The sequence below is a fragment of the Pseudoalteromonas sp. S2755 genome (assembly GCF_005886535.1).
Taxonomy (GTDB): Bacteria; Pseudomonadota; Gammaproteobacteria; order Enterobacterales; family Alteromonadaceae; genus Pseudoalteromonas.
Genome location: NZ_PNDS01000027.1, coordinates 1 through 16,515, shown reverse-complemented (window position 1 = coordinate 16,515; position 16,515 = coordinate 1). Strand labels below are relative to the sequence as shown.

Genomic DNA, 16,515 nt, shown 5'->3' with positions numbered 1-16,515 from the left:
TCTAAGAGGCTTTAGACTCAGAGAAATACTTCCGTCTCAACATATCATGAATAACAAACTCCTGTTCTCGACCATAGGCTTTAAACATACGGTTGTTATGCATATGCAAAAGAGAGCCAAGTAATGATTGTATACTCAGATTAAGTGCACCTGACTTTTCTAATCTCAAAATTTCCTTCACCACTGGCTCAGCCTGCTTATGCCACGCCTCTAACAGCGCTAACATCGCTTGTTGCGCCTCATCACATTGCGCTAAGCTCGCAACATTAAGCTTCGCGAAGTCATCATCGAGTTGCGTTTGATGATCACGATAACGATTACCGAGCTGCTTTCTCAGCGCGCTACTCTCATTAAACTCTTTACCAAACCCAGCACGCAATGAAGAGATCAGTGATAGTTTTTGTTCCGCATCATAATTAAATAGCGTCAGCAACCGGTTAGTAAAGGCCAATGCGATACGCCAACGGACATCTTCTCCGAACGCTTCGACTAGCTGACAACTCTTCGCAATAAGCTCACTGTCAAACATAAACAAGCTTTCGATCAAAGCCATAGACTGCGGGCCGCCATAGCGTTCGACCTCTCGCTCATAAGTCATTAATTCAACTTTATGTAACTGAGAGCTCTCTATCATAGGTGACAATAGCTGATTGAGTTTTGGCAGTAACTCCCCACAAAGTACCGCTGGCTTGCCTTGGAAGCGCAAGCGTAGATGCCAATCCGGATCGCCATAGCGAATAAAGAACCACTTATCGAATAACGCACTATTTTCCTCAATAAGCGGCAATAACTGCTCATAAAGTAGCTGCTCAACAATGGTATTACCTGAATATATTTTTAAGCTAAGCCACTCGGAACCCGCACTGAAGCGCCGAGGGATTGGTGTGGCGGTAATATTTTCTAGTGGCTTTTCTGCAAAGTGAGTATGAGGAGCCGCATTTTCATTAAGTAAAGGGACAATGATTTCATTAGCGTAATGTTGCCCTTGTGCATCCGTTACCCGAGATGAGAATTGAGAGTTCAATACTTCATTAAGCTCAACTGTTTTTCTACCTTTGGTTTCCATCAATAAGATTTCAAGCATCGCACTTTGGCTTAAATTCAGAGTGAGTATATTATCTCCTGCCGCAAAGCAAACCCATTCGTCTAATAAGTACTTTTCTTTCAGTTGTTCAAGTTTATTAGCTTGGACATGCTGATTAACTAGCAACTCCTCTAATTCCTTACGTTCAATACGCCATGTCTTCTCATTCAAAATCAGGTTATCTAGCATAATGCGTGGCACATAAGTTGCGCTTCTTAGGCTCGAAGGCAATGAGAACTTGGGCGTTTCACTTTCTTGATGCTGCAACATACATAGGAATTTATATGCGCTTAAACTTCTTGCAGAGAAGTTATGAGCACTAGATAAGCGAGGAATAATACGTTTATCGAGCCGTTTACTCCAGAGCTTTACCTGCCTGTTTTCTACCCATACGTATAAATCGCTCAACGGAATTTGGTATTCAGGATCTAAAGCGCTATCCGCCATAAAGACAATCTCGTATTGCCTTAAATGAGGCCTCGCTATCACGTTACCAGGCCTTCCCTCGGGCATATGTACAATTTCAGCAAACACAACGTCCTTACTGTGATGTTGTTCTTCCTCCAAGTGAGCCACAACCGAGTCTTTTAATGCTTCATCGAGATGACAAAAGCGCCCCAGTAAATTGGCCGCGGATGGTCCGTAGCAACCATTAAACTTCATTACGGGATTTGATTTTTCATCTTCGAACAAACTTAACATTACAGCCATCGAACGCGGTAAATTAAGTTCAGTTTTATCCTTAACTTTTTGCTTTAACTCACTACTTTTAAGAACAACACAACTTTTACCTAGATTACTTGGTAATGTCACAGCGTGCTCGATGAGATAATCAAGTTCCGTATATCCAGAATTATTAGGTTGCCCTCCTCTAGCTCTACCTAGTTGTAATCCACCAATCAAAGGCGTGTCGTAACCTGTTTCTGTCGAAACACTAATACCGGACTCATCGTCCAGTATCATATCTAACGGTACGAATTGCCCTTCAAATCGAGTATTAAACTGGTTTACAAAATTATCCAAAGGATTATCTTTATTGCGACGGCTCAAACTTGCTAAAAGCTGCACTTGCTTAGTCACTCGTGCTACTTCCTGTTGCGATATTTCACAATGTAAAAATGCACGATAAGTGTCTGATTGAAAAAGTTTGTTTTCCTGTACTTTAATTGGTAATTCAGACAGATTTTTAAAAATATTTTGATACTGCTCTGGAGTTGATTTCCCCACTTTATCCATATTCGCGAGATCACTAATCGCCTGCTCTAACTTTGCGGTAATTTCCACCGGAGCAAACTTCTTTAAGGCTTTAAGCAGCGCTACATCGGGGCTCTCTCCAGTCAAGGGTAACGGAATGTCAGGTATTAGCACTCCCTCACTAATTAACTCTTCAAGATATGCACTTACCTCTTCATGCTCAGCGTCGTTATAGCGTTGACAAAACTGTTCTATTAGCTGAGAAAAGCTCAAGCCTTGTTTAGCTAGCTTCAACATTGTTATGAAATATTCATCACTGTCTACAGCACTAAGACGGTACTGCATAGTGTCTTCGGAGAGGTAGGTTTCAATATATCGACATTGATCGGCAATAAAGTAATGAGATGGATTAGGTAAATAAGTTAATTTATCTGACTTTGCTTCAGTTTCTGCAAGATAAGAGCGAATAGCTGATAATAGAAACATATCCAAGCGCGTTTTACGCGAATCATTTTCTGCGCTATCACTAACCAGACGAGTTTCTGAACCGACTTTACCGGTATGAATACCAGAAAATAGACCGAACGGCGTAGGCCGAGAAGACATTCGAATTAGGTATCTTAAAAGCGCCAATGCCACTTTTTTGCCTTGCTTAGAGTCTGGCTTTTCACGCCATTGCTCCAGCCGCTCAAGTAGTGATGGGCTTGCAACGTAGAGCGCTTCTATTACTCCTGGCGTAGCAAGCCAAGCACTCACCATCGCATTACTATCTTGTTGATTGAACAAGGTCTCAATTGGCAGCTTTGGAGTCCTCATTACAAAAAAGGAGCTTATTGTTATTTTGGCTGACATAATATTCCTTAACTCATTAGTAGGCAGTCTGTCCAATCAAGATTGTCATCTAGCACACCTAGAAGTGCTAAACCGATACCTGCAAAGCCCATCAGAAAGCTGCAATCCTCTTGGTGAACCTTATCAAGGCCATTGTATGAATAGAGTGCTTTAAGCCCATGATCTTGATACTGACTTAGGCCATAATCAAGCCAGGTTAAAGCCGCTTGTTGTAGCTTAGGGTGAGGCATAACCTTATTAAGCAACTGATACACAGTTACTAACCCAAAAAAACCATGGCAAAGTCCAGCGTCGTTGATATGACCCTGTTTTGCATCTCTGTCGACATTGAACAAAGCGATGTTTAATGCTTGTTCAACATAACTCGATTTATCCAACGCATGGCCCGCTCTTGCTAGTGTTAACGCAATCGTTAAGTCACCATAGCACCAACCTAACCGAGAGTGGTGTTCGTCTCCTGCACATGAGCCAAAACAAGCTTTCTTATCATCAGCATGGCTTTGTTGTTCAAGCAACCAATCACAGCCTGCGACGATTAACTTTTTTGCTCGCGACTTTACTTTTTCGTCCTGAAGCGCAGGAATAAGAGCGGCGATAATGCCAGGGACTCCATGTGCCAGACCTAAATTAAATTCGTGACTTTCTGTATCTTCTTTATCGAATCGATATACCGATTGCTTCGGCTGTGACCAAGCGATCTGCTGTTCATCCAACTCTACGGCAACCGATTCATAACCTGTCACTAATCGATCAAACAAGGTACTTTGTGGCGTTTTTCTGGCACGGCGAGAAATGTAAGGTGAATAACCAGCAAGGCCCAAGACCATTTCGATTTCTCCTGTCCAAGGCGAACAATCAAGAGCCGTTGCAAAAAAACTGTCTATCTCTTCAAGTAACTCGGGGTCATACTCTTCATGGTTATTCTGATTCAAATACTCAAGCACCCAAGCTTGTCCCGCTAGCCCAGAACTCAACTCAGGGGTTTGCTCTGCCAATTCATTTTGGATCTTATCTAGCGCCAGATGAAATTTTTCCTCATCGACCCAAGCATCATTAAAGTTTGCAGCTCGAAATAAAAACAATAAGTGCCCAGCTAAACCACTAAGCAAACCATTACTGTTCACGGCTTCAAGATTTGATTCAACCTGCTTGGCTAGTTTTTCCACTATAGACAGGATTTGTTCTTTTTTTTCTAAATCTAACGCCTTTAGCATACTTATCCTTGTTTCAACTCTATTTATAAATTTTGTTTTTACTACAGGTAAGTTAACCTTTTGCTCAGCCAAACTCAAACTTTGATACATGCAAAACATAAAAACAAAACAAGTCATGTGATTTATTGACATTTAATTTTTTGAGTACTAGCTTTTTTTGTACACGCTAAAAAAGCGTGTAAAAAAAGGATTGAAAGAAAGGACTTTTATTAACCGCAAGTTAGTAAGGAAAAACGAATGAAACTAGCACTAAACAAAAAATGCATCAAAGCACTTTCCAACGATAGTAAATCTATTCCTGCTAATATGACACCGCAAATCGCTGGTGGTCGTATGCAAGCTGACTATTTACTCACTGATCGCTTCGGAGATTGCTGGACGGGTCGCAATCATTCTTGCCGTGAGCACACTTGCCAGATCCCATAATTTGCTACAGCAGTAAGCCTTAAAATAAAGCGAGCTGCATGCTCGCTTTATTTATTCAGATCCCGATGTCGAGGTTTGCTCTTCCCCTTCATAGTGCACTGGCTTTTTGAGCTTAATTTCCCGATCCGCCGAGGCAATGGTTTCTTTACGGTGTGCAATGATCACGCGAGTAATTTTCAACCGCGATACTGCTTCATTGATATCTTCTTCCAACCCAGTATCAAGGTGACTTGTCGCTTCATCCATAAACAGTATTTTCGGATCTTTATACAGAGCACGCGCCAAGATGATCCGCTGCTTCTGCCCTCCAGATAAGCTAGACCCCATGTCACCAATCAGGCTGTCATAGCCCATTGGCATATCACTGATATCATCATGAATGGCAGCAAGCTGGGCACAGTGCACTACCTTTTCCATATTAATCGGGGAGTCAAAAAATGCGATATTATCGGCCACTGTGCCTGACAGGAGTTCATCATCTTGCATCACCGCAGCAATCTGCTGACGGTATTGCCTTGCGCCAATTTGGCTAAGCGGTATGCCATCCACCAAAATCTCACCACCAGTTGGTTTGTTTAACCCCAACATTAACTTAAGTAAAGTCGACTTACCGCAACCTGAGGGCCCTGTGATTGCAACTGATTCACCCGCATTGATTGTTAAGCTCAGCTTGTCTATAACATTGGCGGTTGCGTCTGAATAAGCAAACGACAGGTTTTTCACCTCAATTTTGCCTTCGATATTCAGTTTTCGATATTGATCTGGTTGTAACTCTTCTTTGTCCGTTAAAGCAATATCGGCGATACGGTCAAAGTGGAGGCCTAGCATTTTAAACTCTATCAGCTTTTCTATCAGATTTGCGGTCTTGTCCATAAACTGACGCTTGTAAGACATAAAAGCAAACAGCATACCGGTACTAAACCCACCTGCAATCACTAAATGTGCAGCCAAATAAACCACAATAATATTTTCAATACCAAATAGCGCACGGTTAATAGCGTCATAGCCAATTTTAAAATTACCCAAACGTATATTATGATTTATTGCACTGGCGTAACGGTTCTGCCATTGGCCTTCACGCTTAACCTCTGAGCCAAATAATTTAATCGTCTGTATTCCTCGCACGGTTTCCATAAAGTTGGAATTTTCTTCCGCGCGCGCCATGATTTCTTGCTCACTAATATTGCGAAATGGTTTATACATTGCGATGCGAATAACGGCATATGCAGCAACAGCAATAAGTACAACAGCAGATAACATTGGACTATAGAAAAAGATCATCGCCAAGGTAATAATCGCCATTAAGCCATCAATAATCGCTTCAATGACGCCAGTTGTCAGGAGCTGCTTTACTTGCTGAAGTGAGCCGAAGCGAGAAACGACATCCCCCATATGGCGCTTCTCAAAATAGGCAATGGGTAAGCGCACTAAGTGGTGAAATAGGTTAGCCCCCAATTGAATATTCATTTGGTTACCAAAGTGCAGCAAGGTAAAGCCTCGCAGCGCATTGGTGGCAATTTCAAACAATAGAACTAAAAAAAAGCCAACCGCAAGCACGGTTAATAGCGAAGTATCACCAGTGAGTATGACATCATCTATAACCAATTGGATATAGTAAGGTGCAGCAAGCGTAAATACCTGCAACAAAATAGATAGCATAAAAATGAGCAGCAGTGAGCGCTTTAAGCCCGTGATACGGCTCCAAAAGTCTGAGAATCTAAGACTCGCTTTTTGCTCTTTCTTTTCAAAGTCTTTGGTTGGAGTTAACTCCAATGCCACTCCAGTGAAATGCTTGGAGGCTTCTTCCATTGTAAAGGTTTTTTCGCCACCTGCAGGGTCATGGATCACGATGCGCTTTTCGTTAGCCTTTTTAAGCACCACAAAGTGGTTCATGTCCCAATGCAAAATTGCCGGTGTTTGCAGCGCATCTAAATCTTCAAGTTCAATCCGCAACGGCCTTGAAGTTAAGTGTAGCTTCTCAGCGAAGTGCATAATATCAAGTAGCGTACAACCTTCTATTGAAATGCTAAAACGCTGTCTTAGACGTGTTAAGTCAGTATGGTAACCATGGTATCCAGCAACCATTGCTAGGCTCGCAAGACCACACTCAGCTGCCTCTGATTGAATGATCACTGGTAAAGATTTCCGCGACCAAAACTCTAATTTATTGGCTGCGCCTTCATGTTCCATTTCCATATCAACCCTTTTACTTCTTATAATTGGCCTTTGATGCTAAATACTGGGTCGAACAACCAACGCAGTAACGAGCGCTCTTCTACCACAATATCCGCATCCAGCGTCATACCTGCCCGTAAGGCCGTATCTTTACCATATGCTTTTACCGCTTGTTCATCCAACGCAACAACAACACGGTATGCAGGTTCTTGGATAATACCTGGCATGTTGGTTTCCTCAGGTAAGATCACACTATTGCTGAGCTCTACAATTTTTCCTTTGTAAATGCCAAATTTTTCGTAGGGAAACGCGTGATAGCGTAGCTTAGTCTCTTGCCCTTCTTTAATAAAGCCAAACGCTGATGTGGGTATATAAATAATTGCTTGCATATCACTGTGTTCGGGGATCAAGGTCAGTAAATGCTGACCCATTGAAACATTTTTGCCAAGTTTAGCGAGCAATCCCGTAACCACCCCTGACTGAGCTGCACGAACTTCACCAAGCCGCTCCTGCTCAATAGAAGAGATTTGTATCAGTAAATCTGCTTGCTGCGATTGCAGCTGAGAAATTCTGTTTTGATGTTCAATCGGCAGTTTCGCCAACTGATTTTTAATATTTTTCAGCTGTGACTCAAGCGCAATACGCTCTGAACGGATTGAAGACGATTGTTGCTTGAGTGAAAGCAAAGTGTCTTTTTGACGTTGTAGCTCAAGTTCAGAAATATAACCAGTACCTTTTAAGGTCGCAATTTGCGACACTAAATCTTGATTAAGTAGAAGCCGCTCTTGGAACGTACTTGCTTGGCTCTCAAGTTCTTTTAACTTTTCTTTTGCGGTTGCTTCTTGTTGCTGTAGCTCTTCAATATCAAGCTGGTACTGCCCACGCAGTTGCTCTATCTGCTGAAGTAAGTTTTTTTGTTGAAAGCGATATTGATTCAGTAACGCTTGATTCAACTCTGTGGCTTCAGTGCTATGTTTTGCAGATGCAATTCGCAGCAAAGGTTGCCCAGCAGCGACTTGCTCACCCTCTTTGACCAATACGTCAGACACCACACCTTGTTGCATTGCAGCAACACGCAGCAGTCCACCACTGGGCTCAATAACGCCAGATACTCTTTCCTTTCTGGTATAGCTACCACTTGATAGAAACACGATGCTTAAAATCACAACAGTTAAAATGAGTAATCCCAGCGTCTTAAATACGGGCGGTTGGACTAAGCTAATTGTGCCCTCTAAGCGGTGCTGTTTATGCTCTAACACCTCACGGCGAAATAAATTTTCCATAGCACTTATCGGGTAATATTATTGTTAATATTTTTTTATTGAAAACACAATGTACCACGGGTGGTAACAGAAAGGAATGAAATAAGGCAAGTCATGCTTGCCTTATTCGTGTCTAGAGGAACTTAATACTGTCCCTATAATAATAATTTTTAAGACTTTTTAATTGGTCGCTGCCAGCCATCCAAGTTACGCTGTTTTCCTCGCGCGACAGCCAATTGCTCATCTTTCACGCTTGAGGTAATCACTGAGCCTGCGCCAATCGTCGCCGTACTACCAATTTCAACTGGTGCAACTAGCGATGAATTAGAGCCAATAAAGGCATTATCACCGATAATAGTTTTAGACTTATTCACGCCGTCATAGTTACAAGTGATGGTTCCGGCACCAATATTCACTTTTTCCCCAATTTCAGCATCTCCAAGGTAGGTCAAGTGATTGGCTTTTGAACCTTTACCCAAGCGAGACTTTTTTATCTCTACGAAATTACCGATATGAGAGTCTTCTTCCATTATCGCGCCAGGACGCAAGCGAGCAAATGGACCTAAAGTGCACTTATCAGCGACCAACGCATCTTCGATAAGCGTATTAGCTTTAATAACTACGCCATTACCGATTTTACAGTTTTTAAGTACACAGTTAGGACCAATGACAACATCGTCACCGATCTCTACGTTTCCTTCAAACACCACATTTACGTCGATTAACACGTCTTGACCTGTGGTTACCTGTCCACGCACATCGATGCGAGCAGGATCCGCTAAACTAGCACCATTAATCATCAAGGTTTCAGCTTGCCAAGCCTGATAGGCACGCTCTAATGCAGCTAACTGCACACGGTTATTCGCACCTTCTACTTCCATCTTATCATCAGGCTGTGCAGAAGTAATTTCTACCCCTTCGCTGTGCGCCATCGCAACGATGTCAGTGAGATAATATTCACCTTGTGCATTATTATTCGATAGCTGTCCAAGCCACTTTTTCAATAATCCACCGTTAGCCGCCATGATCCCTGTATTGATCTCGGTAATAGCGAGTTGCTCCGCAGACGCATCTTTTTGTTCAACAATACCAACCAATTTGCCATTTTCTCGCAGCATACGACCATAACCAGTCGGATTTGCTAAATCAACCGTGAGTACAGCAAGACCATTATCTGGAGTCACATCCAGCAAACGCTGTAGCGTGCTCTTTTTTGTCAGTGGCACATCACCATAGAGGATTAAAACTTTATCATCGTCACCAATATGCTCTTTCGCAACCGCAACTGCGTGACCTGTTCCTAACTGCTCTGCTTGATGCACCCAGTTCACTTCATTATGTGATAACGCGGCTTGTAGCTGCTGCGCACCATGACCAAAAACTAAATTGGTAGACTGCGCGCCTAACGACACCGCATTGTCTATGACATGCTGTACCATGGGTTTTCCTGCGATAGGATGGAGGACCTTTGGTAACTTAGAACGCATGCGAGTGCCTTTACCCGCTGCTAGAATAATTGTATTTAACGGCATGAACACAGGATCCTTTTTCTTGTGTCAAAAAACATACGTACAGTTCAATACTCTTGTCTTTAATCTGATCACATCATTGTGCATCTGAATACAGGAACCATGCTAGCAGACAACAAATACTTACTATGTACAAATTGCGCAATATTGTAGCGGGCTTTGTTTGGAAAAGTAAGGGTCAAAAAAGTAGAAATAAAAATGATATAAGGCTCATTAGAACCTTATATCGAGTTGTGTCCATGACCAAACCTACCCCTAACTTAGGGCCTGTTGCTCTTTCAAATTATCTTTTGTTGCACCAAACGTAAGTACTTTTTGTTTCAAGCGATAACCGACTACATACAGGATTGGAATTAAGAAGAGTGTCACTACTGTTGAAACCAGCACAGCAAAGCCAAGAGATATTGCCATAGGAGATACAAATTTCGCCTGAACACTAGTTTCAAACATTATTGGTAACAGCCCAAAAAACGTCGTCAATGAAGTTAATATGATAGCTCTAAACCTTTCATGCACAGCCTGTGTTGCACTTTCGATGATCTCAATGTTACTTCGCACTTTTTCGTTAATCCTGTCAACAAGTATAAGACTATCATTGACAACAACACCCGCCGCGGCGATTAGACCAAAATTTGAAACTAAACTAAAATCCTCCGAGAAAATCCAATGTCCCCATATCGCACCAACAACACAAAATGGGATAACCGACATTATCAGCAGCGGCTGAATATAACTTTTTAACGGTATTGCCAATAAAATATAGACTGCGAGCAAAGAGGCTACAGTGAAAATCAACATTTGGTCTTTCTCGTTGCTGACTTCCTTTATTTTTCCGCCTAAATCTGTGGTTATCGAAGGGTATTGCGCCTTCACTTTGGGAATTATTTCCTTATTCACATGCTTGATAACTTTCGTGGCATTCACGTCTTGATGATCTATAGAAGCAAAAACATATAGACTGCGCTTGCCAGCCTCGCGACGAATTGTTGTTACTGCTTGGGTCTCCTTAAAGCTAACCACATCTCCTAAGAATACTTCTTCTCCAGAACTCAGTCTAATACGAACATACTGTAACTCGCTGATACTAGTGCGACTAGCTTGAGGATACCTAAGCATCACCCTAATCTCTTCTCCTAAACGGCTAAACCTATCAGCCTCTGCACCATAATGGGTTTGCTGTAACTGCAGAGCTACATCAGCAAGCGTTAGATTTAACTGATGAGCTAATGGTTTTAATTCCATTAATAGCTCCTTTCGCCCGACGGATATCGTAGAGCCGACTTCATATAATCCTTTTTGTTGCTTTAACTCCGCTGCAAATAGTTTTGCGGCTGCATTTAGTTCATCAATATCATCACTAAAAAAGAAATAACCAAAGTCCCCATATAAATTATGCTGGCCTAATACATCATCTTTAATTCTAACTGCTTTCAGTGCCACAATATCAGGAATATTCTCTCTCCAGCGCTGAGATAGCGCAAACGTATCATAAGGTCTATGGTTTTCATCGACAAGAATAACAGTAAACTTCAGACTAGTTTCTCCAACGCTTTCAATCAAAATATCTTTGATCATTCCCTTACCAAACAAGGAGACTGTTTTTTGCTCTTCTTCTTTCAGCATTTTTTCAAAGGCTTGTGCTGCTTGTTTAACTACCAACGCAGAGGCATTATCGTTAAGTTCAAGTGTGATCTCTGGCTGATCAATTGGGACCATAGGATCTGGTATAGACTTAACGTGGCCAAATACTATCAAGGCAAGAGAAAGTACGAGGATAACAACAAATAATAGTAGCACGCTCCATTTATGTCGTATGCTCCAGACAACTCGATCAGTCAACCACCCCTGACTAAACCCACTGATTGCTTGATTCAACTTATATTTAAATCCACTTTGAGAAGTCTGTTTTGAGGACATACTGGCTAAATGGGCAGGTAGAATCAATTTAGACTCAACAATGCTGAATAGCAGACAAAAGATTACGATAATCGAAACCCCTTTGAATAACTCACTTTGTGAGCCATCGCTAAAGATGAAAGGAAAAAATACCGCTATGGTCGTTAAAACGCCAAAAACCGCAGGCTTAGCGACTTTCTTTACCCCTTGAGCAACTGCTCGCTTATTATTTCCCGTTGTCTCTATTTGTTCATGTACACTCTCGCCAACGACGATAGCGTCATCGACAATCAACCCCAGCACCATAATAAAGGCAAATAACGACACCAAGTTTATAGTGACACCAAACAAGGGCATTATTAGTATTGCGCCAAGAAAACATACCGGCAAGCCCACAACGACCCAAAATGCCAGTCTCATACTTAGGAACAAAGATAAAACTAACAGAACTAAAATAGCACCTTGGATCAGGTTTTCTTCCATCATCGCCAAGCGCTGATCTAAATACGCAGTACCGTCAATAATCACCTCAAGTTTTAAGTCCTTTGGTAAATGCTGATTTTTATACGCCACATATTGTTGCACCGAGTCAGCGACGGCAACAGCATCTTGATATTCCGCAGCCATCACTTCAAAAGCAACGGCAGGCTTTGCAGAAAAAGAAAATAAATGTACACCTTCAATAACCCCATCTCGGACACTGGCTATATCTTCAAGCTTTATTTGTAAACCGGACTCAAAGGTTTTAATCGGGATCTTCGCAAATGCTCCTTCATCATATGCCTGATTTTCGACACGAAGAGGGATAGTACCAGCTTCACTTCTCACGGCTCCCACACTCATATTATTTGAGTATTTTTGCAATGCTAAGCGGACATCTTCAATCGTCAATTTGTACATCTGCAGTGCAACTGGATTAACCTCTATCGCGACTTCCCCTTTTGGTAAGTTATTACTCACTATTGAGACATTATTTAAATTTAAAAGCTCATTTTGTACTTGAAGTGCATAATGCCTTAAAGAGGACACTTCATTGTCTTGTATGAGAGCCAAGCGGATAACCGGCTGTAAGTTTTCACGCAGTTTAATGATAATTGGCTCTAAGTCAGCGGGAAAGCCCGGTGTTGCGTCCACTGCAAGTTTCACTTTGTCCAACACACTGGCAGGGTCCGCATTTTTCAGTATTTCAAGCACAATTCTACCTGAATTGTCATTGGACCAGGAGCGCATACGCTTTATATCTGGCAGACTAACTAAACTGTACTCTATTTTACTTATCACATTCTCTTCGAGCTCTTTTGCAGAGGAGCCAAACTGAGTGACATTAATCTCTATCGTATCAATGTGGATGTTGGGGAATATTTGTTTGTTTATAGATTGATAAGAAACTGCACCTATAATGATGATGAATACCATCAACAAGTTTGCAGCTACAGGGTTATTAATAAAAAAATTGATGATGCCGTGGTTAAGGCTTTCTTTGTTCATGACAATAACCTCACAGCTTTGCTAGATTTGCAGCAACAATTTCAACAGGCATTCCTGTGTAGGGGTAATCCGGCAATGCACTAACTATCTTATCGTCTACCTGAATACCGCTACTGACTATTGCAAAACCATTTTCATTTCGTAAAGTGGTCACTTCTCGTAATACGAGCGAACCTTTGTTCGCGACCCAAATACGGTTATTTTCAATTAATTCTTCTGGCACTTTATATACTTGCTCAAGCGTACGTCCAGAAAACTCCACTTCGACAAAGTCACCAAATTGTAAAAATGAATTACTACTGCGCTTATCTAACAGCCCAGTCACTTTTGCGACTACTTTGTAAGCTCTGGTTTGTGTATCAACCAACTGAATTCTTCTAATTAATTTACCTCTAGCTACCTGATCTGAGCCTGGTAACCTCACCACCACCTCCGTTGCTAAAAGATTCTCTGGCAAATATGGGCTATCAAATCGCGCGATGGGTAACTCCACTTCAGCACTTTCAATATTATATAATATCGCTACACTCGTACCTTGATTTACAAACTGTCCCGTGCCAATTGACTTCTCAACGACTAACGCGTCGAATGGTGCAACACCTGATGTATACTCCAAATTCTTCTGAGCAGACGATAATCTTGCTTCTGCGGATCTCACTGCTGCATAAGCACTTTTAATTTGTGGTTTTCTCAAGAACAGACTATTTTCTTGGTCTGATTGGATCCGCTCTAATTCTATTTGAGCTACTTTTCCCATCCCCAATTCTTGCTCAAGTTTGGCTTTAGCGTTGAGCAACTCAGCTTCTGCATTTTTGAGCTCAGCTTGATATTGACTATCTTCAATTTTATAAAGCTCAGTCCCCTTTTTAACTATTCCCCCTTTTACGAGCTCTTTTGACCAAGATTCGATATTTCCTGCCACTCTAGTCGATAAACTTGTAACTTCACTCGGCCGAAGCTCTCCATACACCTTAAAACGAACCGTATGATTTTTTTGTTCAATGGGTATTGTCGAGATATGATTTACTTTAACTTTTAACGTAGATTCGTCATCTGCCGCACTTAATGCACTCATGACAAATAGCCCAACTGCAAATAGCGATAAAATCATTGCGGGTAAAGCAATCGATTGAATATGTTTTATCTTCATAATAGACCAACTTGTATTTGTTCTCACCATCACTTCAGACGGCTTATATAGAGGGTTTATAGATTGAAGTGGGTAGTTCTCCACCCACTTGAGTTGCTCACCAACTGCTAGTCTAGATATTGTTCAAGCATTAACTTAAGCAAATCTTCAGACTTCAATATATCCATATGTCCAGCATTTATGCTTGTATATTCAACAGCCTTGTCATGGTGTTGCTCAAAGTAACGGTGGTACGACTCTATACAGAAATTAGATTGAGTCGCATAAGCGTATTTGACTGTAACAGCTGGGTGGACTGATGGTATGTAGTCTCTTAACCATTGACTTTGCCTTCGCTCCAAGACTTCTAACTGACATATCAATAGACTATCGATATCTGTGGGCAAGGGTTTCTCACCACCCATTTCCCCACCATCTATAGCGGCATGCTTTTTGTGTTGCCGATGTTGTTCGAAGTAACTATCGATTAAGATTAGCTCTACTTTAATTCCTTGTTCGCTCAGTTTATTAGCTGCTTCCAACGCTAAAAGTCCACCAAATGAATGTCCAATTAGTCTTATCCCTTGAGTATCCTTAGATTGTTGTACAATGCCATTCACAATTGCTGTTACATTCTCTTCCACAGAATTATAAGGCAGTGTCCCATCTAATAACCCTTTATGAGGACAAGCGTAAATACGATAACCATGCGCCGATAATTGCGCTGCAAGCCAAGCAAAATCATTCTCTGTGCTGGCAACACCGGGGATCATAAATAGCTCATGTTTATCGCCATGAGGTGGTGAAATTGGTTTGATAACTTGATATGACTTTGCCGTATCATATCCCTCACACAGTTTCGCCATTGCCTCCACGGTTACCGCACTGAAAAATCTATCTAGCGATATCTTGGTGCTACATCGCCTATTGATTTCTGTAGCTAGCTTAACCGTTAGCAACGAATGCCCTCCAAGTTCGAAGAAGTTTGCGTTACGACTGATTTTACTTGCTTCTATCCCTAACAGCTCTGACCAAATCTGAACGATCACTTGCTCTACTCTAGTTTGGGGAGCAATATAATCTCCAGTTAACTCACCCACTTTGACATTAGGTAACGCTCGTTTATCTACCTTACCATTAGGTGTCAACGGCCATTCATCTACGACCATGATCACACTTGGCAACATATATTCTGGTAGCTTCTCCTTTAATTCAGCTTTTAAGTAGCGGGCAAAGTCATGGTGTTCATCACTTCCTTTAGCTACTAGCGGCTTAATATATGCCACCAACTGTAAACTACCCGCAATATGAATGGCTCGTACCAAAGCCGAGTCAACTTCAGATTGCTGCGCTAGTTGCGCCTCCACTTCTCCAAGCTCTATTCTAAAGCCGCGGATCTTAACTTGATCATCAGCGCGACCTATAAAGGCGAGATCACCATTCTCCAAGTAACGCACTAAATCACCAGTACGATATAAGCGGCTTGGGCTATGTGGATCACTCGATAAATAATACGGATTATCAACAAAGCGCTCAGCAGTGAGCTCCGGACGATTCAGATATCCCCGCGCCAAACCATCACCTCCGACATACAATTCACCAACACACCCTTGTGGTACTAATTGCTGCTTTTCATCTAGAAGATAGAGAGCGGTGTTAACCATCGGTCGACCGATCACCTCTAGTTTGCTTTGCGACTGTAGTGAAAAGGCACAGTTCACTGTTGTCTCAGTCGGTCCATATCCATTAAGTAATACCCGCCCGTTTTGCTTTACAAATGAAATAAAACTTTGCAGCACTGTCCCCATTGCCTCACCACTGGAGATCAGATCTATCGCGGGTAAGTTAGGTTCTTTAACTATCATATCAAGTAATTGTGGAGTCGCATTTAGCACACTGAGTTGATGCAGTCGCGTTATGTTTACCAGCTCGCTAGGAGACTTAGCCTGTTCTCTAGTGGGTACAATAAGCTTGATACCTGAACATAACAGTGCAATTCCTTTTAGAGAGGCATCAAATACAAAAGATGATAGCCACAACCAACCATTTTTATAAGCTTCATCGCAAAGTGCTAATTGCTTAAAAAAGCCTTCTCTAAAGTTCATTAATGCGCAATGCTCTGTCATGACGCCTTTTGGCTGCCCTGTCGAGCCAGAGGTATAAATGACATAGGCTAAACACGCTGCAGTCAATCCACTCTCTTGTTTCTCTATGTTCTCTTGGCTTTGCGCCGCAAATAATGCCGCATCATCCAATGCCACCACAT

Annotated in this window: 9 protein-coding genes; 1 reads left to right on the top strand and 8 read right to left on the bottom strand. The window is 41.8% G+C overall.

Annotated features, from left to right (window positions below; genetic code table 11):
* Position 1: 1 nt before the first annotated feature.
* Both CWC03_RS05090 and CWC03_RS05085 read right to left on the bottom strand, forming a co-directional pair.
* Positions 2-3,130, bottom strand: coding sequence for a lantibiotic dehydratase (locus CWC03_RS05090; RefSeq protein ID WP_138580831.1), 3,129 nt, complete (start codon positions 3,128-3,130; stop codon positions 2-4).
* 8 nt (positions 3,131-3,138) lie between these two features.
* The gene (locus tag CWC03_RS05085) at positions 3,139-4,344 is read right to left on the bottom strand and encodes a lanthionine synthetase C family protein (RefSeq protein ID WP_138580830.1); all 1,206 of its coding nucleotides are present in this window, start codon (positions 4,342-4,344) and stop codon (positions 3,139-3,141) included.
* 237 nt (positions 4,345-4,581) lie between these two features.
* Here CWC03_RS05085 and CWC03_RS05080 point away from each other — a divergent pair, with 237 nt between their 5' ends.
* A complete protein-coding gene (locus tag CWC03_RS05080) occupies positions 4,582-4,770 on the top strand; it encodes a hypothetical protein (RefSeq protein ID WP_010377619.1) in 189 nt (62 codons plus the stop codon).
* Between the two features lie 51 nt (positions 4,771-4,821).
* Here the strand turns inward: CWC03_RS05080 and CWC03_RS05075 are convergent, their stop codons facing one another.
* From CWC03_RS05075 to CWC03_RS05050, 6 genes are all read right to left on the bottom strand, one after another.
* Complete coding sequence (locus CWC03_RS05075) at positions 4,822-6,966, bottom strand: peptidase domain-containing ABC transporter (RefSeq protein WP_138580829.1); 2,145 nt, start codon at positions 6,964-6,966, stop codon at positions 4,822-4,824.
* 17 nt (positions 6,967-6,983) lie between these two features.
* The gene (locus CWC03_RS05070) at positions 6,984-8,228 is read right to left on the bottom strand and encodes an HlyD family secretion protein (RefSeq protein WP_138580828.1); all 1,245 of its coding nucleotides are present in this window, start codon (positions 8,226-8,228) and stop codon (positions 6,984-6,986) included.
* A gap of 149 nt (positions 8,229-8,377) precedes the next feature.
* Complete coding sequence (gene glmU / locus CWC03_RS05065; protein ID WP_138580827.1) at positions 8,378-9,739, bottom strand: bifunctional UDP-N-acetylglucosamine diphosphorylase/glucosamine-1-phosphate N-acetyltransferase GlmU; 1,362 nt, start codon at positions 9,737-9,739, stop codon at positions 8,378-8,380.
* Between the two features lie 252 nt (positions 9,740-9,991).
* Positions 9,992-13,120, bottom strand: coding sequence for an efflux RND transporter permease subunit (locus CWC03_RS05060; protein WP_138580826.1), 3,129 nt, complete (start codon positions 13,118-13,120; stop codon positions 9,992-9,994).
* A 10-nt stretch (positions 13,121-13,130) separates the two neighbouring features.
* The gene (locus CWC03_RS05055) at positions 13,131-14,270 is read right to left on the bottom strand and encodes an efflux RND transporter periplasmic adaptor subunit (RefSeq protein WP_138580825.1); all 1,140 of its coding nucleotides are present in this window, start codon (positions 14,268-14,270) and stop codon (positions 13,131-13,133) included.
* 107 nt (positions 14,271-14,377) lie between these two features.
* A partial coding sequence (locus CWC03_RS05050; RefSeq protein WP_138580824.1) for an AMP-binding protein occupies positions 14,378-16,515 on the bottom strand: 2,138 nt, incomplete at its 5' end.